The organism is Streptomyces sp. NPDC048606 (assembly GCF_040650855.1).
Lineage (GTDB): Bacteria > Actinomycetota > Actinomycetes > Streptomycetales > Streptomycetaceae > Streptomyces.
The window spans coordinates 160282-182332 of record NZ_JBEZIB010000013.1; the positions used below are offsets into that span (position 1 = coordinate 160282).

General features: G+C 72.1%; 15 protein-coding genes, 1 pseudogene and 2 riboswitches. Of the genes and pseudogenes, 10 read left to right on the plus strand and 6 right to left on the minus strand.

Annotation, left to right across the window (positions count from 1 at the left end; all coding sequences use genetic code 11):
• The first annotated feature begins 6 nt into the window (after nt 1–6).
• The 6 genes from AB0D01_RS16990 to alaS all read left to right on the plus strand — a co-directional run bounded on the left by AB0D01_RS16990 (nt 7) and on the right by alaS (nt 8994).
• Nucleotides 7–1035, plus strand: coding sequence for an iron ABC transporter permease (locus AB0D01_RS16990; RefSeq protein WP_363056014.1), 1029 nt, complete (start codon nt 7–9; stop codon nt 1033–1035).
• Nucleotides 1008–1856: an ABC transporter ATP-binding protein gene (locus tag AB0D01_RS16995; RefSeq protein WP_363056015.1), complete on the plus strand. Its 849-nt coding sequence runs from the start codon at nt 1008–1010 to the stop codon at nt 1854–1856. Before AB0D01_RS16990 ends, AB0D01_RS16995 begins: the two co-directional genes overlap by 28 nt.
• A gap of 476 nt (nt 1857–2332) precedes the next feature.
• Nucleotides 2333–3733, plus strand: a complete 1401-nt coding sequence (locus AB0D01_RS17000; protein WP_363055964.1) for a YcaO-like family protein — start codon at nt 2333–2335, stop codon at nt 3731–3733.
• Nucleotides 3734–3798: 65 nt separating this feature from the next.
• Complete coding sequence (locus tag AB0D01_RS17005; protein ID WP_363055965.1) at nt 3799–4821, plus strand: LLM class F420-dependent oxidoreductase; 1023 nt, start codon at nt 3799–3801, stop codon at nt 4819–4821.
• On the plus strand, nt 4818–6161 hold the full coding sequence (locus AB0D01_RS17010) for an MATE family efflux transporter (protein ID WP_363055966.1): 1344 nt from the start codon (nt 4818–4820) through the stop codon (nt 6159–6161). The genes AB0D01_RS17005 and AB0D01_RS17010 overlap by 4 nt, the downstream gene beginning before the upstream one ends.
• A gap of 187 nt (nt 6162–6348) precedes the next feature.
• Complete coding sequence (gene alaS / locus AB0D01_RS17015; protein ID WP_363055967.1) at nt 6349–8994, plus strand: alanine--tRNA ligase; 2646 nt, start codon at nt 6349–6351, stop codon at nt 8992–8994.
• Nucleotides 8995–9379: 385 nt separating this feature from the next.
• Nucleotides 9380–9515, minus strand: a riboswitch (cobalamin riboswitch).
• 125 nt (nt 9516–9640) lie between these two features.
• On the opposite strand, the gene AB0D01_RS17020 is transcribed toward alaS, so the two are convergent.
• The 5 genes from AB0D01_RS17020 to AB0D01_RS17040 are packed head-to-tail and all read right to left on the minus strand — an operon-like array spanning nt 9641 to nt 15048.
• Nucleotides 9641–10414, minus strand: a complete 774-nt coding sequence (locus tag AB0D01_RS17020) for an enoyl-CoA hydratase (RefSeq protein WP_363055968.1) — start codon at nt 10412–10414, stop codon at nt 9641–9643.
• Nucleotides 10411–11322: a 3-hydroxyisobutyrate dehydrogenase gene (gene mmsB, locus AB0D01_RS17025; RefSeq protein ID WP_363055969.1), complete on the minus strand. Its 912-nt coding sequence runs from the start codon at nt 11320–11322 to the stop codon at nt 10411–10413. Before mmsB ends, AB0D01_RS17020 begins: the two co-directional genes overlap by 4 nt.
• Entirely contained in the window at nt 11319–12404 is a 1086-nt protein-coding gene (locus tag AB0D01_RS17030; RefSeq protein WP_363055970.1) for an enoyl-CoA hydratase/isomerase family protein, read from the minus strand. The genes mmsB and AB0D01_RS17030 overlap by 4 nt, the downstream gene beginning before the upstream one ends.
• The gene (locus tag AB0D01_RS17035; protein WP_363055971.1) at nt 12401–13543 is read right to left on the minus strand and encodes an acyl-CoA dehydrogenase family protein; all 1143 of its coding nucleotides are present in this window, start codon (nt 13541–13543) and stop codon (nt 12401–12403) included. The genes AB0D01_RS17030 and AB0D01_RS17035 overlap by 4 nt, the downstream gene beginning before the upstream one ends.
• A gap of 5 nt (nt 13544–13548) precedes the next feature.
• Nucleotides 13549–15048 carry a CoA-acylating methylmalonate-semialdehyde dehydrogenase gene (locus AB0D01_RS17040; RefSeq protein WP_363055972.1) on the minus strand — a complete coding sequence of 500 codons (1500 nt, stop codon included), beginning with the start codon at nt 15046–15048 and terminating at the stop codon, nt 13549–13551.
• A gap of 186 nt (nt 15049–15234) precedes the next feature.
• Nucleotides 15235–15414, minus strand: a riboswitch (cobalamin riboswitch).
• A gap of 53 nt (nt 15415–15467) precedes the next feature.
• On the opposite strand from AB0D01_RS17040, the gene AB0D01_RS17045 reads away from it, so the two are divergent.
• Nucleotides 15468–16382 (plus strand): cobalamin-binding protein, encoded by a 915-nt coding sequence (locus tag AB0D01_RS17045; RefSeq protein ID WP_363055973.1) that lies wholly within the window; start codon nt 15468–15470, stop codon nt 16380–16382.
• A gap of 6 nt (nt 16383–16388) precedes the next feature.
• On the opposite strand, the gene AB0D01_RS17050 is transcribed toward AB0D01_RS17045, so the two are convergent.
• Nucleotides 16389–17789: a short-chain fatty acyl-CoA regulator family protein gene (locus AB0D01_RS17050; protein ID WP_363055974.1), complete on the minus strand. Its 1401-nt coding sequence runs from the start codon at nt 17787–17789 to the stop codon at nt 16389–16391.
• A gap of 380 nt (nt 17790–18169) precedes the next feature.
• Here AB0D01_RS17050 and aceA point away from each other — a divergent pair, with 380 nt between their 5' ends.
• The 3 genes and pseudogenes from aceA to AB0D01_RS17065 all read left to right on the plus strand — a co-directional run bounded on the left by aceA (nt 18170) and on the right by AB0D01_RS17065 (nt 22025).
• Complete coding sequence (gene aceA / locus AB0D01_RS17055) at nt 18170–19459, plus strand: isocitrate lyase (RefSeq protein ID WP_363055975.1); 1290 nt, start codon at nt 18170–18172, stop codon at nt 19457–19459.
• Nucleotides 19460–19564: 105 nt separating this feature from the next.
• Entirely contained in the window at nt 19565–21157 is a 1593-nt protein-coding gene (aceB, locus tag AB0D01_RS17060) for a malate synthase A (RefSeq protein WP_363055976.1), read from the plus strand.
• Nucleotides 21154–22025: pseudogene (locus AB0D01_RS17065) on the plus strand (3-hydroxybutyryl-CoA dehydrogenase). The gene aceB and the pseudogene AB0D01_RS17065 overlap by 4 nt, the downstream one beginning before the upstream one ends.
• The last annotated feature ends 26 nt before the right edge of the window (nt 22026–22051 follow it).

Genomic DNA, 22051 nt, shown 5'->3' on the forward strand with positions numbered 1-22051 from the left:
CCGGGCCTGCGGCGGCGTGGGGCTCCGTACGGCATCGTGCTCGTGGTCCTGGGGTTTCTCGTGATCGCCGCGGCGACGGCCGGTATCGCGGTCGGCTCGATCACCGTGCCCGCCGACCAGGTCTGGTCCATCCTGCTGCACCGGGTCCACCCGGCGCTGGCCGAGCAGACCTGGACGCCGGTGCGGGAGACGATCGTGGTCGATGTGCGGCTGCCCCGGGTGCTGTTGGCCGGGGTGGTGGGCGCGGGCCTGTCCGTGTCCGGGATGGCCCTGCAGGCCCTGGTCCGCAATCCGCTGGCCGACCCGATGCTGCTCGGGGTGTCCTCGGGGGCCTCGGTGGGAGCGGTGGTCGTCCTCGTCTTCAACCTGACGTTCCTCGGCATGTTCTCCGTGCCGGTCGCGGCGTTCGGTGGTGCCCTGGCCGCGCTCGTGGCGGTCTACTTCCTGGCACGGTCCGGGGGGCGGATGACCACCGTCCGTCTGGTGCTCGCGGGCGTGGCGATGGCGGAAGTGCTCTCGGCCGTCGCCAGTTTCGTGGTCGTCACCTCCAGTGAGCCGCAGAAGACCCAGTCGGCGCTGCGGTGGATGCTGGGAGGACTGGCCGGCACGACCTGGACCACGGTGTGGATCCCGGTCGCGGCGGTCCTGATCGGCACGGCGGTGCTGCTGGGCGTCTGCCGCCCGTTGAACCTCCTGCTGGCGGGGGAGGAGGCGGCCGCCTCGCTCGGCCTGGACGTCCACCGCTTCCGCGGGGCGCTGTTCGTGCTCGTGGCGCTGGTGATCGGAACGATCGTCGCCGTGAGCGGCCAGATCGGCTTCGTCGGGCTGATCCTGCCGCACGTGGTGCGTCTGCTGGTCGGCGCCGACCACCGCCGGGCCCTGCCGGCGGCCGCCCTGCTCGGAGCGGCGTTCCTCATGGCCGCCGACCTCGCCGCCCGGACGCTCATGAGCCCGGAGGAGATACCCGTGGGGATCCTCACCGCCCTGGTCGGCGGCCCGTTCTTCCTCTGGCTGATGCGGAGGCGGGCGCAGTGACGGACAGCGGTATGGGGAGCCCCGGCGCGCTCGGCGTCGAAGACGTATCGGTCGTCGTGAGAGGCCGAACGCTCGTGGACCGGGTGTCCCTGCACGTGGCGCCGGGGAAGGTGGTGGGGCTCGTCGGCCCCAACGGCGCCGGGAAGTCGACGTTGTTGCGTACGGTCTACCGGGCCCTGCGGCCCGCTTCGGGCAGGGTGTTGCTCGACGGCGAGGACGTCTGGCGGATACCGCCCAAGCACCTGGCCCGACGCCTGGCCGCAGTCCTGCAGGAGACGGCCGGCGACTTCGCGCTCACTGTCTACGACGTCGTGGCCATGGGGCGGACCCCCCACAAGCGAGCCTTCGCCGGCGACGACGCCGACGACCGCGACATCATCACGGGCGCGCTGGACGAGCTCAACGTCGTCCCTCTGATGCACGCACCCTTCGACCGGCTTTCCGGAGGGGAGAAGCAACGGGTTCTCATCGCCCGCGCCCTGGCCCAGCGCGCGGGCACGATGGTGCTGGACGAGCCCACCAACCACCTCGACCTGCGCCATCAGATGGACGCCCTCCGCCTCGTCCGCCGGCTTGGCGTCACCGCTGTGATCGCCCTGCACGACCTGAATCTCGCCGCCTCCTTCTGCGATCGCATCTGCGTGATGGACGACGGCCGCCTCGTAGCGACCGGAACCCCGCAGGAAGTCGTCACGGCCGATCTGTTGGCCGAGGTCTACCGAGTCGACGCCGACGTCGCACCACACCCCAGGACCGGAATCCCGCAGGTCACTCTGCTGTCCGGAATTCCTCTCCAGGAGAGGAGCGAATTCAAGGGCTGACGCGCTCGCCGTTTCTCTCGGGTCCCCCATCGGAGCGGTGGGGCGTATGTGCAGGGGGAATTCCACGGGTCGATTTGGCGTTCCCGAATTTACTCCGGACTGATTCCGGCGCACGTCTTTTACATCCGTCCTGAATTGCCTGTTGAAATCCCCGGGGCGGCGGCCCTAGCTTTATTGCGACCTACTCGCAACTACACAGGGGTCGCCTCCAAGGGGAGTGGCTCCTGTGTCGACCGAAGGAGGACACCGAGATGGCACACACCGGTTGGGCCGAGCCCGAGGAACAGCAGGGTCTGAAGTCCCACACCCCGGCCGTGGACGCTCCGTTCGAGTGGCGTGAGGACCGCGAGGACGAGCCGACCGAGAGCTGACCGAGCGGCGGGGGACGACATCGCATCGTCGTCCCCCGCCGCGCGCGAACCAGGTCACGGCCACCATCGTGTACCGACCGACGAGCGAACAGGAGTGTGGGCTCCGTGGCAGCACCCGGCCGAACGCCGAAGCCGGTCGACATCGAGACGGCCGCCGGGCCCGCCCCCGGCTCCCCGCTCGGACTGATCGACCGGGTCACGCGAGACCGTCCACGCGTCGAAACGGTTCCGACCTGCGTTTCCTACAGCGCCAGGCTGTCGCCGCGGCCGGAGTTCACCCGCTGGTCCGTCGACGCGGTCACCGGGGGCGCCGCGCTCGGCGACCACGAGCAGGCGCGGAGGGCCGCGGTCGGCGAAGCCGTCGAGCGGTTCTGCGGCAACGTCGTCCCCGACGCCCTGCCCGTCGCCTCGTACGCGAACCTCGTACGTGTCGGCCGCCCGGCCGTGGATCCACGGGAGTTCGCCCTGTACTCCGCATCCCAGTACGCCCACCGGGGCTTCCCGTTCGTCCCCATGACCCCCGAGCTGCCGATCGCCTGGGTGGCCGGGAGCGACCTGGACGACGGCGGCGAAGTCCTCGTCCCGGCGTCCCTCGCGTACGTGAACTACTTCCGAGGTGCCCACGCGGCCGAACCCCCGACCAACTACCCGATCCTCGCGGGCACGGCAGCCGGGACGAGCCCGGAACAGGCGCGGTGTTCCGCGCTGGAGGAAGTCCTGGAGCGCGACGCGGTCACGCTGTGGTGGGCCTGCGGCGCACCCGCCACCCGACTCGTCCTCGACGTCGACGGACCACTGGCCGGCGCACTCGCCGAAGCCGACGCCGCCGGCCTGACGGTGACCTTCCTGCGGGTGCCGTCGACCGTCGACGCCCTGGTCGCCGGGGTGTTCATCGAGGACGAGGCCCGACGGTTGGTCGCCTTCGGCAGCGCCTGCCGCTCGACCGCCGAAGCCGCCGCGGCCAAGGCGTTCACCGAGGCCATCGGCATGCACGAGAACGGCCTGGAGCTGCTGGAGTACGACAGCGGCTTCTGGCGGGCGGTTCGAGCCGGCCGGGCGGAGCGCCGCCCGTACCGGCCGTTCCGCCACGACCGCGCCTACCTGAAGGACTTCCGGCCCGACTGGCGAGACGTCAACGACGTACGGCTCCACCCCCAGATCCATCTCGACCCGGCCATGCAGGACGCCCGCCTGGACCGGCTGCGCGCCCCCCGTCCGGCTCGCCCGGCAGAGGGGGCGGCCGAGGACCTCGGGCCGGCCGCCCTGCGCAGGCGACTGTCCGCACAGGGGATGCGCACCATCGCGGTGGACCTGGCGACACCGCAGGTGCGGGCCGCCGGCCTCCACGTGGTCCGGGTGATCGTGCCCGGCCTCTACTGCAACGCCCCGGCCGCCTTCCCCTTCCTCGGCGGGCGCCGGCTCTACGAGGAGCCGCTCACGCGCGGCCGGCTGCCCGGGCCCCTCGCCGAGGGCGACCTGGTCCGGCACCCACTGCCGTTCTCCTGACGGCTCCGCACGACCTGACCCACCCCCCCGTTCGTCCCTACCGCACCAGAGAGTGGAGTGACCGCATGCGTCTCGGGCTGGCCTTGGGCTACGGCGGAGAACCCATCGAAGACGTGCTCCCGATCGTCGAGCGGGCCGAACGGATCGGCGTCGACTCGGTGTGGAGCGTGGAGGAGTACGGACCGGACGCCGTGAGCGTGCTCGGCTACCTGGCGGCCAGGACCGAACGCATCAAGCTCGGCACGGCCGTCATGCAGATCCCGGCCCGCACCCCCGCCGCGACCGCGATGACCGCCATGACCCTCGACGTGCTCTCCGGGGGCCGCTTCCACCTGGGCCTCGGCCTGTCGGTGCCGTGGATCGTCGAGGGCTGGCACGGCCGGCCCTACGACAGGCCGCTGCGTCGCACCCGCGAGTACGTCGACATCGTCCGCCAGGCCGTCGCCCACCGCGGTCGGGTCGAGCACGACGGGCAGGTCTACCAGGTGCCCTACCGCGGACCAGGCTCCAGCGGGCAGGCCCGCCCGGTGAAGGCGGACATGAAGCCGCTCCGCCCCCACATCCCCCTCTACCTGGGCGCGATCGGCCCGCAGAACGTGGCGCTGACCGGAGAGATCGCGGACGGCTGGCTGGCCGGCCTGTACGCCCCCGAACACGAGGCCGCCCTGACCCGCCCCCTGGACGAAGGACTCGCCCGAGCCGGACGCGCCCCCGACGAGGTCAAGATCTGTCCGATCCTCTACGTCGCCCGCGCCGACACGGTCGAAGAGGGCCGCGACCGCCTGCGGCCGCTCTTCGCCCACCTCATCGGCGCCGTGGGGGCGGGAGCACGCAACACCTACTTCGACATCGCCTGCCACATGGGCTACGAAGGCCCCGCGCACACCATCCGCCATCTGTTCGCCGAAGGTCGCAAGGCCGAGGCCGTGACGGCCGTCCCCGACACGCTCCTCGACGAAGTGGCCCTGACCGGGCCCCGCCCGGCCATCATCGACAGGATCCTGGCCTGGAAGGACTCGCGCGTGGACACCCTCATCCTGCTCGACCGCGACACCGAACTGCTGGAAGCCGCCCAGGCCGCTCTGTGAGCGAACCCGACCGTCCGACCGTGCGCCGGGCCTGGGCCCTGACCTACCCGCTGCTGATCGCCGGCCTGACACAGATCGTCGTCAACGTCGTCGACACGGCGATGCTCGCCCGCCTGTCCACCGGCGCCCTGAGCGCCTTCGCGCTCGCGGCCCCCGTCCACCTCGTCGCCCTGATCGTCGTCCGCGGCTGGGCGACCGCCGTACAGGTCCAGGTCGCCCAACGCCACGGCGCGGGGCGACCCGACGAGGTGGCCGGGACCGTACGCGTCGGGCTGACCGTCTCGGTCGGCGCCGGCGCGGTCGTCGGAGCGCTCCTGTACGTCACGGCCGCACCGGTCCTGACGCTGCTGGGCGCCCCGGACGAACTGATCGGCCCGGGATCCGCCTACCTGCGCGTGATGGCGTTCGCGATGCCGTTCGCCGCCGTGTCGTTCACCCTCCAGGGCGCCTGCGCGGGCATCGGGGCCACGCGGGTGTCGATGTACACCGCCCTGCTCGTCAACGCGGTCAACCTGCCCCTGGGCCTGCTCCTGATCTTCCGGACCGACCTCGGCGTCACCGGCGCGGCCCTGGCGACCCTCGCCGCGACGGCCGCCGGAGCCGGCTGCGCGGCGGCGTACTCCCGGAGCCGCCTGCCGCGGTACGGCAAAGCGGCGGAGCCGTCCGTCGCAGTCACCGGGAAACTGTGGCGCATCGGATGGCCGGAGATGAGCACGTCGGGCATCGGCTACCTCAACGAAGCACTGCTGGCCGGCTTCGCGGCCCGCATGAGCACGCACGACCTGGCGGCCTACCGGATCGTCGACAACCTCATCCTGGTGACCTTCACCTTCCTCGGCGCGGCCGCCGCGGCCGTCATGACCCTCGCCGGACAGGAACTGGGCCGCGACAACGCCGAGGGGGCGAGGGCCTGGCACCGCACCGGCGTCAGACTCATGCTGATCATGGTCGCCGTCCCCTCCGCAGTGGTGGTGGCCCTCGGCCGCCCGCTGATCTCACTCGTCACGGACGACCCCCAGGTCATCGACCGCGCCTGGACCGCGACACCACTGGCCCTGCTGAGCCTGGCCCCCTTCGTCGTGGCCCTGTCCCACGCGGCCCTGCTGCGCGCCGCCGGAGACACCCGCGCGGTCATGTTCGCCTCCGTGACCAGCGACTACCTCCTGCTCATCCCGCTCGGCTGGCTCCTCGGCGTCCACGCCGGCCTCGGCCTGCCGGGCCTCTACCTCGCCTGGATCGCCTTCGGCCTGCTGTACGTGGCCTTGCTCCAGCGGCGCTACCGACGCCGATTCTCCGGCGCGGCGGGCCCGACTCCTGCCCCGGCTCCGGCCGACGGCTGACCGACGCTTCCCACGCACCAGCCCGCCTGGCCGTTCCCTCGACCGCGTATCTTATTGCGAAAGAGTTGCAACTACATTCGGTGTGCGAGAGGAGTCGGCGTGAGCTCTCCTGTGGCGCTCGGCATCGAGATCGAGTCGCCGCTCGCCGTCCCGCTTCCCATCCGACCGACCGACCGGAGCAGTCGTCTTGCGTACCGCCGACATCCGCACCAGATTCCTCGACTACTTCGCCGAGCGCGGCCACACCGTCGTCCCCAGCGCACCCCTGCCCACCCCGGACCCGACGCTGCTGTTCGTCAACGCCGGCATGGTCCCGTTCAAGCCGTACTTCACCGGTGAGGCGGCCCCGCTGTGGGAGCGGGCGACCAGCGTGCAGAAGTGCGTACGGACCCTGGACATCGAGGAGGTCGGGAAGACCACCCGACACGGCTCCTTCTTCCAGATGAACGGCAACTTCTCCTTCGGGGACTACTTCAAGGAAGAAGCCATCGCCTACGCCTGGGAGCTGTCCACCGCCGCCCAGGCGAACGGCGGCTACGGCCTCGACCCCGACCGGATCTGGGTCACCGTCCACCACTCCGACACCGAATCCCGGGGCATCTGGCGCAAGGTCGCCGGCCTGCCCGACGAGCGGATCGTGGCCCGCGGCGACGAGGACAACTTCTGGTCCATGGGCGTCCCCGGCCCCTGCGGACCCTGCTCCGAGCTCTACTACGACCGGGGCCCCGCCCTCGGCCGCGAGGGGGGACCCGCGGTCGACGAGGACCGGTACATGGAGTTCTGGAACCTCGTCTTCATGCAGTACGAGCGCGGCGAGGGACCCGGCAAGTCCGGCTACCCCATCCTGGGCGAACTTCCCCGCCGCAACATCGACACCGGCATGGGCCTGGAGCGCATGGCCACCCTCCTCCAGGGCAAGGACAACCTCTACGAGATCGACGAGACCCGCCCCATCCTCGACCACGCCGCCGCCCTCGCCGGCGTCCGGTACGGCGCCGACGCGCAGGCGGACGTACGGCTCCGGGTCGTCGCCGACCACGTCCGCACGGCGCTGATGCTCCTCGCGGACGGCACGGCTCCCGGCAACGAGGGCCGCGGCTACGTCCTGCGCCGCATCCTGCGCCGCGCCGTCCGCTCCATGCGCCAGCTCGGCTACCGGGACCCGGCCCTGCGCGAGCTGCTCCCGGTGGCCCGCGACTGCATGGCACCGAGCTACCCCGAGATCACCGAGGCCTTCCCCCGGATCACCGACCAGGCGTACGGCGAGGAGGACACCTTCCGCGCCACCCTCAAGCAGGGCACCACCGTCCTCGACACCGCCGTCACCAAGGTGAAGGCGGAGGGTGGGCGCGCATTGCCGGGCGCCCAGGCGTTCCTGCTGCACGACACCTACGGCTTCCCCATCGACCTCACCCTGGAGATGGCCGCCGAACAGGGCGTCGAGGTGGACCGCGAAGGCTTCACCGCGCTGATGAACGCCCAGCGGGAGCGGGCCCGCGCGGACGCCCGCGCCCGCAAGTCCGGCGGAGCCGTCGACACCACGGCCCTGCGCACGGTCCTGGACGCGAACGGGCCCACCGACTGGCTGGCCTGGGAAACCCTGACCACCGAATCCCGCGTCCTCGCGATCCTCGGGGCCGAGGGGGCGGTGCCCGTGGCCCGGACCGGGGAGATCGTCACCGTCATCCTGGACCGCTCCCCCTTCTACGCCGAGTCCGGCGGCCAGGACAGCGACGCGGGCGTCCTCTCCGGCGCCTCCGTCGAGGCCGAGGTCCTCGACGTCCAGCGGCCCCTGCCGGGTCTCGTCGCCCACCAGGTACGGATCACCGCGGGCGAACTCGCTCCCGACGACGCCGTCCACGCGGCCGTCGACCCCGAATGGCGGCTCGGCGCCCGCCAGGCCCACTCCGGCACCCACGTCCTGCACGCCGCCCTGCGCGAGGTCCTCGGCCCCACCGCCCTCCAGGCCGGCTCCTACAACCGCCCCGGCTACCTCCGCCTCGACTTCCCCTGGCGCGGCGGCCTCTCGGCGACCGTCCGCAGCGAGGTCGAGGAAGCCGCGAACCGGGCCCTGAGGCGCGACCTGCCCGTCGGCGTGCAGTGGATGACCCTGCCCGAGGCCAAGGAACTGGGCGCGCTCGCCCTGTTCGACGAGACGTACGGGGAGAAGGTCCGCGTCGTCGAGATCGGCGGGGCCTGGTCGCGGGAACTGTGCGGCGGCACCCACGTCGAGCACGCCTCGCAGATCGGTACGGTCGCCCTGACCTCGGAGGGCTCGGTCGGCGCGGGCATGCGCCGCCTGGAGGCCGCCGTCGGCGTCGAGGGCTTCGCCTACCTCGCCCGCGAACGCGACCTCGTCGCCCGCATCGCCGAACAGCTCGGTGCCCCGCGCGCCGAACTCCCCGAGAAGATCGCCGCGCTGCTGGACCGGCTCAAGACCGCCGACCGGGAGAACGCCCGCCTCAGGCAGCAGGCCACCGGCGCCCGCGCGGCCGAACTCGCCGGCAGCGCGGTGGACGCGAACGGCGTCCAGGTCGTCACCGCCACCGCCGACGGCGGCGCCGACGAGGCCCGCGCCCTGGCCACCGCCGTACGCGACCGACTCCCCGTCGGCACGCCCGGCGCCGTCGGCGTCGGCACGGCGGCCGGGGTGGTCGTCGTAGCCCTGAACAAGGCCGCCCGGGACACCGGGCTTAACGCGTCCGCGCTGGTCAAGCAGCTCCTCGGTGGCCGCGGTGGGGGCTCCCCGGAGCTCGCCCAAGGCGGCGGCCTCACCGGCGAACGCCTGACGGACGCCCTGGCCGCGCTCCCGGGGGTCATCGCAGGTCGTTGACGGAGGGCTGAACCCTCATCGCGCCCGCGGTGCGCCCCGCCCCGCCCGCTGCCCACTGCCCCTGCCACTTCGCGGGTTGGGGGGCGGTGGGCCGGGCGGGTGGCCGGGGCGTCGTATCGGCCCCCGTCTCCCGAACGTGTCCTGCGGCTCATCGGTCGGCGGGCGCCGTGCCGGGCTCGAAGCGGATCGGGGCCTGGAAGCGGGCCTTGCGGGCCGCGCGGCGGAAGACCGTGAGGACGGCGGGTCCTGGAGGGATCGTCGGGTCTGCTGACGCGGACCCGACGACCCGCACCCGCGAACACCCCCGTGCGCGCACTTCTTCGGGAGGGCGTGCGGTGGTGCCGGGCCAGGCCGGGGCTTCGTACTGCAGACCGTGACAGTGAGAAGCGGTGAGCGAACGCACGCCGGGTGCTCCGACTCACGGCGTACCAGGCGCCGTTCACGGTTGCAGGTCAGTGCCGGATTCCCACCGGCTTCCCCCGGTCGTGCGTGTCTTCGGTTGCGGGTCCAGGTCGTGGTGACCCGGAGCCGAACGCATCGTACGGCCTCCGGCGCGGTGCTCGAAAGCGAATGTCGATACGGGCGAGCGGGGGAGGATCGCGGTGTCCGGGGACGGTCGTCGGGCCGCCCCCCGGACACCGGGTGCTCAGCCGTGGGTGAAGCGGGGTGCGCGCTTGTCCACGAAGGCGGACATGCCCTCCTTCTGGTCGGCGGTGGCGAACACCGCGTGGAAGAGCCGGCGCTCGAAGCGGACGCCCTCGGCGAGGGTGGTCTCGAAGGCCCGGTCGACGGCCTCCTTGGCCATCATGGCGATCGGCTTGGACATGTCGGCGACGGTCGTGGCGACGGCGAGTGCTTCGGAGAGGAGCTCGTCGGCGGGGACGATCCGGGAGACCAGACCGGCGCGTTCGGCTTCGGTGGCGTCCATGGTGCGACCGGTCAGGCAGAGTTCCATGGCCTTGGCCTTGCCGACGGCCCGGGTGAGGCGCTGGGAGCCACCGATGCCGGGGATGACGCCGAGCTTGATCTCGGGCTGGCCGAACTTCGCGGTGTCGGCGGCAAGCAGGATGTCGCACAGCATGGCCAGTTCACAGCCACCGCCCAGGGCGTAGCCGGAGACGGCCGCGAGGGTGGGGGTGCGTACCTGACCGAGACGGTCCCACGCGGTGAACCAGTCGGCGAGGTACATGTCCATGTAGCTCTGCGGGCGCATCTCCTTGATGTCGGCCCCGGCCGCGAAGGCCTTCGCGGAGCCGGTGAGGACGATGCAGCCGACGCCCGGGTCCCGGTCAAGTTCCTCCACGGCGGCCACGACCTCCGTCATGACCTGGAGGTTGAGGGCGTTGAGCGCCTGGGGCCGGTTGAGGGTGAGGACCGCCACGCGGCCCTTGCGTTCCAGCAGGATCGTTTCGTAGGTCATGCGGGGCTTCCGTTCGGGGTCGGTGCGGCGGGGCGGAGGGTCCGGACGATCGCCGAGAAGTCCAGGCCGGCGCCCTCGCCCTCGGCGAACGCGGCGTAGAGTTCGGCCGCCTTCAGACCCAGGGGAGCGTCGACTCCGCCGGCCCGCAGCGCGTTCGCGGCGAGGCCCAGGTCCTTGGCCATCAGCGGCGCGGCGAATCCGGGGCGGTAGTCGCGGTTCGCGGGGCTGGTCGGGACGGGGCCGGGGACGGGGCAGTTCACGGTGAGGGCCCAGCACTGGCCGGAGGCGGTGGAGGCGACGTCGTACAGCGCCTGGTGGTCCAGGCCGAGGCTCTCGGCGAGCACGAAGGCCTCGCTGACGCCGATCATGGAGATGGCGAGGATCATGTTGTTGCAGATCTTCGCGGCCTGTCCGGCGCCCGGTCCGCCGCAGTGCACGGCTTTGCTGCCCATGGCGTCCAGCAGCGGGCCGGCCGCGGCGAACTCTTCCGCCCCGCCGCCCGCCATGAAGGTGAGCGTCCCCGCTTCCGCGCCGACGACCCCGCCGGACACCGGGGCGTCCAGTGCGCGGTGCCCGGCCGCCGCGACCGCCTCGTGCGCGGCGCGGGCATCGGCCACGTCGATGGTGGAGCAGTCGACGAAGAGGGTCCCGGGACGAGCGGCGGCCAGCAGCCCCTCCCGGTACAGGGCGAGGACGTGGCGGCCGGCCGGCAGCATGGTGACGACCACCTCGGCGTCCGCGGCGGCCTCGGCCGCCGAGACGGCGGGCCGTACACCGGCGGAGGCCGCCGCGGCCAGGAGGTCCGGGACCAGGTCGAAGCCGAGGACACGGTGCCCGGCCTTGACGAGGTTGGCCGCCATCGGGCCGCCCATGTGTCCGAGCCCGATGAATGCGATGGTGGTGCTCACCAGACGACCTCCTGGTCCGAAGGGTTCGCGTCGAGCCGGAGCTCGTTCGCGTCGAGCGGGGCGAAGTACCGTTCCACCGCGGCGGGTCCGACCTCTTCCAGGGTGCCGGGGGTCCAACGGGGGTTGCGGTCCTTGTCGACGACCTGTGCGCGGATGCCCTCGACGAGGTCGGGGGAGACGAGCGCCGCGCACGAGACGCGGTACTCCTGTTCCAGCACGCGCTCCAGCGGTCCCAGCAGCCGGGCCCGGCGCAGTGCGGCCAGCGTGACCTTGACCGCCGTGGGGGACTTGGTCAGCAGGGTGTCCGCGGCGGCCTTGGCGGCGGGTGCGTCCGAGGCGCGCAGTCGCGCGATGATCTCCTCGGCGGTTTCGGCGGCGTAGCAGTGGTCGATCCACTCTCGGGCGGAGGCCAGGTCCCCGGCCGGCGGCTGCTCCACGTGCCGCGCCAGTACGGCGTGGACGGAGTCCGTGGCGAGCTCCCGGGCCAGGTCCGGTAGCGCGGACGAAGCCACGAAGTGGTCGGCGAGGCCGCACAGCAGCGCGTCGGCGGCGCCGACGGGGGTGCCGGTCAGTGCCAGGTGGGTGCCGAGCTCGCCGGGTGCCAGTGCCAGGAGGTAGGTGCCGCCGACGTCGGGGACGAAGCCGATGCCGGTCTCGGGCATGGCGACGCGGGAGCGTTCGGTGACGATCCGGACGCTGCCGTGGGCGGAGACGCCGACGCCGCCGCCCATCACGATGCCGTCCATGAGGGCGACGTACGGTTTGGGGTAGCGGGCGATGAGGGCGTTGAGCCGGTACTCGTCGCGCCAGAAGTCGGCCGAGGCGGTGCCTCCCGTACGGGCGTCCTCGTGGATCGCGCGGATGTCGCCGCCCGCGCACAGGCCGCGCTCCCCGGCTCCCCGGATGACGACCACCTCGACGGAGGGGTCGTCCGCCCAGGCCGTGAGTGCCTCCTCGATGCGGAGCACCATGGGGTGGGAGAGGGCGTTGAGGGCCTTCGGGCGGTTGAGGGTGAGGTACGCGGCGCGGCCCTCGGAGTGCAGGAGCACGTGGTCGTGGCCGTCAGGGGTGTCGTGGTTCATCGCAGGGTCTCCGTGAGTCCGCGCGCGACGATGACGCGCATGATCTCGTTGGTTCCTTCCAGGATCTGGTGCACCCGCAGGTCGCGGACGATCTTCTCGATGCCGTACTCGCTGAGGTAGCCGTAGCCGCCGTGGAGTTGGAGGGCGGCGTCGGCGACGGCGTACCCGGTGTCGGTGGCGAACCGCTTGGCCATCGCGCACAGGCGCGGGGCCATCGGATCGCCCGCGTCGAGAGCCTCCGCGGCCTGCCGGACCAGTGCGCGCGCGGCGGCGAGTTCGGTGGCCATGTCGGCCAGGCGGAACTGGAGCGCCTGGGCGTCCAGGAGCCGGGAGCCGAAGGCCTCGCGGGTGGCGAGGTGGGAAAGGCTGCGGTCCAGGGCGCTCTGGGCACCGCCGAGGGAGCAGGCCGCGATCCCGAGCCGGCCGCCGTTGAGGCCGTTCATGGCGATCCGAAAGCCTTCGCCCTCGCCGCCGAGCAGCCGGTCGGCGGGGATCCGCACACCGTCCAGGACCACCTGGCGGGTGGGCTGGGCGTTCCACCCCATCTTGCGCTCGTTCGCGCCGAAGGAGACCCCCGGATCGTCCCGCTCGACGACGAAGGCGGAGATCCCGCCCGGTCCGTCCTCACCCGTCCGGGCCATCACCACGTAGACCCCGGCGGCCCCCGCACCGGAGATGAACTGCTTCACCCCGGTCAGGACGTAGTGGTCGCCCTGCCGTTCGGCGCGGGTGCGCAGGGCGGCGGCGTCGGAGCCCGCGCCCGGCTCGGTCAGGCAGTAGCTTCCCAGGGTCGCGGCGGAGCACAGCCCCGGAAGCCACCGCTCGCGCTGTGAGCGGTCGCCGTACCGGTCGACCATCCAGCCGACCATGTTGTGGATGGAGAGGTAGGCGGCGATGGACGGGCAGCCCGTGGCGAGGGTCTCGAAGACGAGCACCCCGTCGCTGCGGGAGAGGCCCGAACCGCCGTGCTCCTCGCGTACGTACACGCCGCCGAGCCCGAGTGCGGCGGCGCGGCGGATGACGTCGACGGGGAAGTGCTTGTCCTGGTCCCAGGCGACGGCATGGGGGGCCAGTTGCTCCTGGGCGAAGTCGAGGGTGACCTCGGCGAGGGCGAGCTGCTCTTCGGTCATCGTGCTCATCGCGCTCACCCCATCGTCGGGATCGTGAAGCTCGCGCCCTCCTTGACCCCGGAGGGCCAGCGCGAGGTGACGGTCTTGGTGCGGGTGTAGAAACGGATCGAATCCGGGCCGTGCTGGTTCAGGTCGCCGAAGCCGGACTTCTTCCAGCCGCCGAAGGTGTGGTACGCGACGGGCACCGGGATGGGCACGTTGACGCCGACCATGCCGGTGTTGACCCGGCGGGTGAATTCACGGGCGGTGTCCCCGTCCCGGGTGAAGATGGCCACCCCGTTCCCGAACGGGTGCTCGCTCGGCAGGCGCAGGGCCTCCTCGAAGTCGGCGGCCCGTACGACGCACAGCACCGGGCCGAAGATCTCCTCACGGTAGATGCGCATCTGCGGGGAGACCCGGTCGAAGAGGCTGGCCCCGGCGAAGAAGCCGTTCTCGTGGCCGGGAAGGGTGAAGTCGCGCCCGTCGACGAGGAGTTCGGCGCCCTCGTTGACGCCGATGTCGACGTAGCGACGGACCCGCTCGAGGGCGTCCCTGCTGACCAGGGGGCCGAAGTCGGCCTCGGGGTCGTCGGAGCGGCCGATCCTGAGGGTGGCGATGCGTTCCTTCAGCTTGGCGACCAGCGCGTCGGCGGTCTCCTCGCCGACGGGGACGGCGACGGAGATGGCCATGCAGCGTTCGCCGGCGGAACCGTAGCCGGCGCCGATGAGGGCGTCGGCCGCCTGGTCGAGGTCGGCGTCCGGCATCACGATCATGTGGTTCTTGGCGCCGCCGAAGCACTGGGCGCGCTTGCCGTGGGCGGCGGCGGTGGCGTAGATGTGCGCGGCGATCGGGGTGGATCCGACGAAGCCGAGCGCCTGGACGCGGGGGTCCTCCAGAAGGGTGTCGACGGACTCCTTGCCGCCGTTCACCACGTTCAGCACGCCTGCCGGGAGACCGGCTTCCAGGAAGAGTTCGGCGAGGCGCAGCGGTACGGAGGGGTCGCGCTCGGAGGGCTTGAGGATGAAGGAGTTGCCGCAGGCCAGGGCGGGTGCGGCCTGCCACAGCGGGATCATCGCGGGGAAGTTGAACGGTGTGATGCCCGCCACGACCCCGAGGGGGCTGCGCAGCGAGTGTACGTCGATCCCGGTGCCGGCGTTGTCGGTGAACTCGCCCTTGAGCAGGTGCGGGATGCCGGCGGCGAACTCGACCACCTCCAGGCCGCGTTGCAGGTCGCCGTGGGCATCCGCGACGGTTTTGCCGTGCTCGGCGGACAGCAGCCGGGCGAGGTTCTCACGTTCGCCCTCGACGAGCTGGAGGAACCGCAGGAACACGCGGGCGCGCTTCTGCGGGTTCCACTCGCCCCACTCCCGCTGCGCCTCCACGGCGTCGGCGATGGCGTGTTCGGTGTCGGCGCGCCCGGCCAGCGGGACTCGGGCCTGGACGGTGCCGGTGTTGGGGTCGTACACGTCGGCGAAGAGGCCCGACGTTCCGGTGGTGTGCTTGCCGCCGATGAAATGGGTGAGTTCACGGACCATGGGTGCCTGCTCTCGTCAGGTTGGATCCGGGGATGGCACGGCGCGCCGGCGGATCGCGCGGGTGGGGCGCGAGCCGAGCGGAGGCCGTGAGAACTACGAGCGCGCGAAGGGGTCTGCGTGCTCCGCCGGATCACCAGGGTCGTGGGTACAAACCGGTGCCATGCGTGTCTGCTCCATCCTCGTGGACAACACGGAACGTTCCGCGGCCGGTATCCTGACTCCCGGATCACCGTATGCCGCCCGCCTTCCCGACAGACCTCGTCAGTGGCGTGTGGATGGCAGCACACTCCCCGGTCACAGTGGCGGGACCGTGCCGGTTTCGCACCGGGCTTCCCTGCACCGCGGACCTTGTGGCACGAACATATAGTTGGACGTCCTAGTAAGTCCACCCCCACCGCCCGCGCGCCTACAGTCCGTACATGCGCATCGTTTCCCTGCTGCCCGCAGCCACCGACATCGTGGCGGAGCTCGATCTGGCCGCCGACCTGGTCGGACGCACCCACGAATGCGACTGGCCGCCCGAGGCCGTGGCCTCGGTCCCGGTGGTCACCCGGGCGGAGTTCGCCGCCGACGAACTCACCAGCAGGGAGATTTCCGACGCCGTCGGCGGAGCGGCGCACTCGGGTTCCTCGCTCTACACCCTGGACACCGGCGCACTCGCGGCGCTCGCTCCGGACGTCCTGCTCACCCAGGACCTGTGCGACGTCTGCGCCGTCTCCTACGAGGGGGTCTCCGAGGCCGTGCGGGTCCTCGACGCCGGCCCCCGTGTGCTGAGCCTGGAACCGCGCACCTTGGGCGAAGTACTGGACTGCCTGGTGACGGTCGGCGAACTTCTGGGCGTACGGGAACGAGCCGAGGAGCGGCGCGGTGAACTGGCCGCTCGGCTGGCGGAGGTGCGGAGGCTGACGGCCGGCAGGCCCCGGCCCCGGGTGGTGGCGATCGAATGGCTGGACCCGCTGTGGCCCGCGGGGCACTGGGTGCCCGAGCAGATCGCCTGCGCGGGCGGCGAGGCGCTGCTCGCCGCGCCCGGCGAGCACACCAAGCCCATGACCTGGGACTCGGTCCGCGCGGCACGGCCCGATGTCGTCCTCGTCCTCCCGTGCGGATTTCCGCCCGAGCGGACACTGCGGGAGCGGGACCTGCTCACGGGCCTGCCCGGCTGGCGCGATCTGCCCGCTGTGCGGGAGGGTCGGGTCTGGGTGCTGGACGGGCCCGCGTACTTCAACCGGCCGGGGCCCCGCGTCGTCCGCGGCGCCGAGGTCCTCGCCGAGGTCCTGCACGCGGTGCGCGCGGGGGATCCGGTCGCGGCGTCCGAGGCGCGGCGCCTCGTATGAGCGGGATCAGTCCCGGCTGACCGGGTAGGGGACGAAGGTGCTGCTGTTCTCGTCGACGGCGAGTGCGCGGCCGAGCGGCGGGACCGCCCGCTGGGGGCAGTCGAGGCGTTCGCAGAGGCGGCAGCCCATGCCGATGGGGGTGGCCGCGGAGACGTTGTCGAGGTCGAGGCCGTCGGAGTAGACCAGCCGGGAGGCGTGCCGGATCTCGCAGCCGAGGCCGATCGCGAAGGTCTTGCCGGGCTCGCCCCAGCCGCCGCGGTGGCGGGTCACGGCGCGCGCGGTCCACAGGTGGCGCTGCCCGTCGGGCATGGCGGCGACCTGGACGTGGATGCGCCCGGGCGCCGCGAAGGCCTCGTAGACGTTCCACAGGGGGCAGGTGCCGCCGGCGCGGGAGAAGTGGAATCCGGTGGCGGACTGCCGCTTGGACATGTTTCCCGCGCGGTCGACCCGTACGAAGGAGAAGGGCACCCCGCGCAGCCTGGGGCGCTGCAGGGTGCTGAGGCGGTGGCAGACGGTTTCGTACCCGAGTCCGAAGTGGTTGGTGAGCCGCTCGATGTCGTACCGGAAGCCCTCGGCGGCGGTGTGGAAGGCGCCGTACGGGAGGATCAGCGCGGCCGCGAAGTAGTTGGCGATGCCGATGCGGGCCAGGCCGTGGGCGGGGGAGTCCTGCGGGAAGTCCTCGGCCGCCAGCCGGTCCAGCTCCGCCCCGTACTCCAGCAGGGCCAGCTGGGTGGCCATCCGGAACGCCTGCTGGCCCGGCCGAAGCCGCCCGGACAGGTGCAGGACCCGGCTCGCGGGATCGTAGTGGTGCAGCCGGTCCGAATCCGGGGCCAGCCGGACCCGGTGGCGTTCGGAGAGCCTTCGGGTCAGGGCGTGGAGCACGTCGCCAGGGCGGATACCGCTGGCGCGGGCCACCTCCTCGGCCGCCAGGTCCGTGTCGTGGAGGTAGTTCTGCCGCCGGTAGAAGAACTCGCGGATCTCCTCGTGGGGCGAGCGCGGTGCGGCGCCGCCGGCGCCGTCCCTGCCGTCGGCCGTCTCCGCGAGCCGCTCCGCGAGGAGCTGACCGCGTCGGCCGAGGTCCAGCAGCACGGACGCGACGGCCGGCATCCGCTGGGCCAGCTCGGCCAGGTCGGAGGGGGAGACCCGGGCCTCGGCGACCTCTCCGGCGAGCGCCTCGCGCAGGTCGGCCACGAGCCGGCTGGTGTCGCGTTCGGAGAAGAAGCCGGGGTCGACGCCGAAGGCCTCGGTCAGCCGGAGCAGCACCGGGACGGTGAGCGGGCGCGAGTCGTGCTCCATCTGGTTCAGGTAGCTGGGCGAGATGCCGAGGACCCTGGCCAGTTCCGCCTGGCTCATCCGGCGTTCCTCGCGCAGCCTCCGCAGGCGCGCCCCCGCGTACGTCTTGCTCACCCGCACTCCTCGGCCGTCGTCCGCTCGGGTTCAGGGTACGCGTGATCCTGGAGTTGCCAACCTTTGCAAGGTTCGCAAACCGACGCCGGAAGATTTGCAGAACTTGGCAAACGGCACTCCTTGTTGGCACTTGGTGCCAGTGCCAGAGTCGTCCTGCGGCCCGCCGGACCACGGCGGCCGAGACGAACGGTCCGGGCACGATTCACGCCCTGACGTCGGAGATCCCGGCAGTTCGGACTCGGTTGTCCTGCACCATTGCTCCGTTCCACCCCAGTGGGCCGGCGGCCGCAACCCTCAGAAATAGGCACACAGTGCCAGTGTCTCGTCGGTACGGACGAGAGTGTTGGCAGCTCAAGCGACTCATGGAGACGGTGACGGTCATGGCAGAAGTGAAGGCGACCACGGCAGCGGCACAGCAGCTCGAGCAGCGCTGGGCCGCTGACAGCCGGTGGGCGGGCATCGAGCGCACGTACAGCGCGGAGGACGTGGTCCGGCTCTCCGGCAGCGTCCGCGAGGAGCACACCCTGGCCCGGCGCGGCGCCGAGCGGCTGTGGCGCCAGCTCCACGAGCTGGACTACGTCCACGCCCTCGGCGCCCTCACCGGCGGCCAGGCCGTCCAGCAGGTCCGCGCGGGCCTCCAGGCCATCTACCTCTCCGGCTGGCAGGTGGCGGCCGACGCAAACCAGGCCGGGCACACCTACCCCGACCAGAGCCTCTACCCGGTCAACTCCGTTCCCCAGGTGGTCCGTCGGATCAACAACGCCCTGCTGCGCGCCGACCAGATCGCCACCGCCGAGGGCGGCACCGACACGACGGACTGGCTGGCCCCGATCGTCGCGGACGCCGAGGCCGGCTTCGGCGGCCCGCTCAACGCCTTCGAGCTGACCAAGGCCATGATCGCCGCGGGCGCCGCCGGCATCCACTACGAGGACCAGCTCGCCTCCGAGAAGAAGTGCGGCCACCTCGGCGGCAAGGTCCTGGTCCCGACCTCGCAGCACGTCCGCACCCTGAACGCGGCCCGCCTCGCCGCCGACATCGCCGACACCCCGACCCTGATCATCGCCCGTACGGACGCCCTCGCCGCGAACCTGCTGACCAGCGACGTCGACGAGCGCGACGCCCGGTTCACCACGGGCGAGCGCACGGCCGAGGGCTTCTACCGCGTGGAGAACGGCATGGCCCCCGTCATCGCCCGCGGCCTCGCCTACGCCCCGTACGCCGACCTCATCTGGGTGGAGACCGGCACCCCGGACCTCGCCCAGGCCCGTGAGTTCGCCGAGGCCCTCCACGCGGAGTTCCCCGGGAAGATGCTGGCGTACAACTGCTCGCCCTCCTTCAACTGGAAGGCCGCCCTGGACGACGACCAGATCGCCAAGTTCCAGCGCGAACTGGGCGCCATGGGCTACAAGTTCCAGTTCATCACCCTGGCCGGCTTCCACTCCCTCAACCACGGCATGTTCGACCTCGCCCGCGGCTACGCCGACCACGGCATGACCGCGTACGTGGACCTGCAGGAGCGCGAGTTCGCCGCCCAGGCCCAGGGATTCACCGCCGTCAAGCACCAGCGCGAGGTCGGCACCGGCTACTTCGACCTCGTCTCCACCGCCGTCAACCCCGCCTCCTCCACCACCGCCCTCAGCGGTTCCACCGAGGAGGAGCAGTTCCACTAGGGCGACCGCGCCCGTCGGCCTCTGCCCGGGTCGAAGGCCTGTGAACAGCGGGAGCCGGACGACCGTCTCCGTCCGGCTCCCGCCCCACCCTCATCAGGAGACCGCATGTCCACCACCGCAACCACCCACCAGGTCCGGGTCCTCGCACCGGCGGGCGACCGCCACGACGAGATCCTCACCCCGCAGGCCCTCGACTTCATCGGCCGGCTCGACGCGGCCTTCACCCACCGCCGCGAGGACATCCTCAAGGAGCGGCGCCGCCGCAAGGACCGCCTGGTCTCGGGCACGCCGCTGGACTTCTCCATCGCCACCTCGGCCGTCCGCGCCGATCCCGACTGGCGCGTGGCCCCGCCCGCCCCCGGTCTGACCGACCGCCGCGTCGAGATCACCGGCCCCCCGGACCGGCGGATGGCCGTGAACGCGCTCAACTCGGGCGCGCAGGTGTGGATGGCGGACTTCGAGGACGCCACGGCCCCCACGTGGGACAACGTGATCGGCGGACAGCTCAACCTGCTCGACGCGATCGAGCGGCGCATCGACTTCACCACCCCGGAGGGCAAGGAGTACCGCCTCGGCGGGAACCCGGCGACCATCGTCGTCCGGCCCCGCGGCTGGCATCTGCTCGAAGAGCACCTGGAGATCGACGGCCGGCCCGTCCCCGCCTCCCTGGTCGACTTCGGCCTGTACTTCTTCCACTGCGCACAGCGGCAGATCGACGCCGGGTACGGCCCGTACTTCTACCTCCCCAAGCTGGAGAACGCGGGCGAGGCCAGGCTCTGGAACGACATCTTCGTCCTCGCCCAGGAGCTCCTCGGCATCCCGCGCGGCACGGTCCGCGCCACGGTGCTCATCGAGACGATCACGGCCGCGTTCGAGATGGAGGAGATCCTCCACGCCCTGCGCGAGCACAGCGCCGGCCTCAACGCAGGACGCTGGGACTACCTCTTCAGCCTCATCAAGACCTTCGGCCACCGCACAGACTTCCGGCTCCCGGACCGTGCCCAGGTGACCATGACGGCCCCCTTCATGCGGGCCTACACCGAACTGCTCGTCCGCACCTGCCACCGGCGCGGCGCCCACGCCATCGGCGGCATGGCCGCCCACGTGCCGGCCAAGGACCCCGAGGCCAACGCGGCGGCCCTGGCGAAGGTCCGCCTGGACAAGGAACGGGAGGCCGAGGACGGCTTCGACGGGTCCTGGGTCGCTCACCCCGCGCTCGTCCCCGTCTGCCGGGAGGTCTTCGACGGCGTCCTCGGCGACCGCCCCCACCAGCTCGACCGCACCCGCGACGACGTCCACGTCACGGCCCCCGACCTGCTCGCCGTCCGGCGGATCAGCGCGCCGCCCACACCGGAGGGGATCCGGGCCAACGTCGCCGTGTCCCTGCGCTACTTCGACGCCTGGCTGCGCGGCCACGGAGCCGTGGCCCTGTACGGGCTGATGGAGGACGCCGCGACCGCCGAGATCGCCCGGACCCAGCTGTGGCAGTGGCTGCGCCACCGCACCATCGACCGGGACGACCTGCTCGCCGTGATCCGGGAGGAGTGCGCGGCCTTCGAGAACGAGCAGCCCGACGCGCTCGTCACCGAGGCCCGGGCCGTCCTGGAACGGGTCGCTCTGGACCGGGACCTGCCCGCCTTCTTCACCCCCGACGCCTACACCCGCCACCTGGTCCGTCGACAGGAGGCCCGGGCATGACCACCGCGATCCGCAGGGTCGGCATCGTGGGCGGCGGGCAGATGGGAGCCGGCATCGCCGAGGTCTGCGCCCGCGCCGGACTCGACACACCGTCGTCTGCGAGGCCGACGCCGCCACCGCGCGCGCTGCCCGCGAACGGGTCGCCGTCTCCCTCGAACGGGCCGTCCAGCGCGGCAAGCTGGACCGGATCTCCGCCGAGGACGCCCTCGCCCGGATGGTCTTCTCCGGCGATCTGGACGACCTGGCCGACCGGCAGCTCGTGATCGAGGCGGTGACGGAGGACGCGGACGTCAAGACCGCCACCTTCGCCGCCCTCGACAAGATCGTCGCCGACCCCGAGGCGATCCTCGCGACCAACACCTCCTCCCTGCCCGTGATGCGGCTGGGCATGGCCACCGGCCGCGCCGACCGGGTCGTCGGTCTGCACTTCTTCAACCCCGTGCCGGTCCTGCCGCTGGTGGAGGTCGTCTCCTCCCTGCACACCTCCCCGGGGACCATGGCGACGGTGGAGGCCTTCGCCCGCGACACCCTGGGCAAGACGGCGATCCGTTCGCAGGACCGGGCGGGCTTCGTCGTCAACGCCCTGCTCGTTCCCTACCTGCTGTCGGCCGTCCGCATGGCGGAGTCCGGTTTCGCCACCGCCGCGGACGTCGACGCCGGCATGGAGCTGGGCTGCGCCCACCCGATGGGACCGCTGAAGCTGGCCGACCTCATCGGCCTCGACACGGTCGCCGCCATCGCGCAGTCGCTGTACGACGAGTTCAAGGAACCCCTCTACGCCCCGCCCCCGCTGCTGTCGCGGATGGTGCAGGCGGGACTGCTCGGTCGGAAGACCGGCCGGGGGTTCCACACCTACGACCGGGACTGATGAGGGACCCGGTGCGGCCGCCGGGC

Bases quoted from the DNA above. Each gene is read 5' to 3' on its own strand.
- AB0D01_RS17005 (WP_363055965.1), top strand. From the start codon at position 3,799: ATGCGTCTCGGGCTGGCCTTGGGCTACGGCGGAGAACCCATCGAAGAC.
- AB0D01_RS17020 (WP_363055968.1), bottom strand. From the start codon at position 10,414: ATGACCTACGAAACGATCCTGCTGGAACGCAAGGGCCGCGTGGCGGTC.
- AB0D01_RS17030 (WP_363055970.1), bottom strand. From the start codon at position 12,404: ATGAACCACGACACCCCTGACGGCCACGACCACGTGCTCCTGCACTCC.
- AB0D01_RS17035 (WP_363055971.1), bottom strand. From the start codon at position 13,543: ATGAGCACGATGACCGAAGAGCAGCTCGCCCTCGCCGAGGTCACCCTC.
- AB0D01_RS17040 (WP_363055972.1), bottom strand. From the start codon at position 15,048: ATGGTCCGTGAACTCACCCATTTCATCGGCGGCAAGCACACCACCGGA.
- AB0D01_RS17045 (WP_363055973.1), top strand. From the start codon at position 15,468: ATGCGCATCGTTTCCCTGCTGCCCGCAGCCACCGACATCGTGGCGGAG.
- aceA (WP_363055975.1), top strand. From the start codon at position 18,170: ATGGCAGAAGTGAAGGCGACCACGGCAGCGGCACAGCAGCTCGAGCAG.
- aceB (WP_363055976.1), top strand. From the start codon at position 19,565: ATGTCCACCACCGCAACCACCCACCAGGTCCGGGTCCTCGCACCGGCG.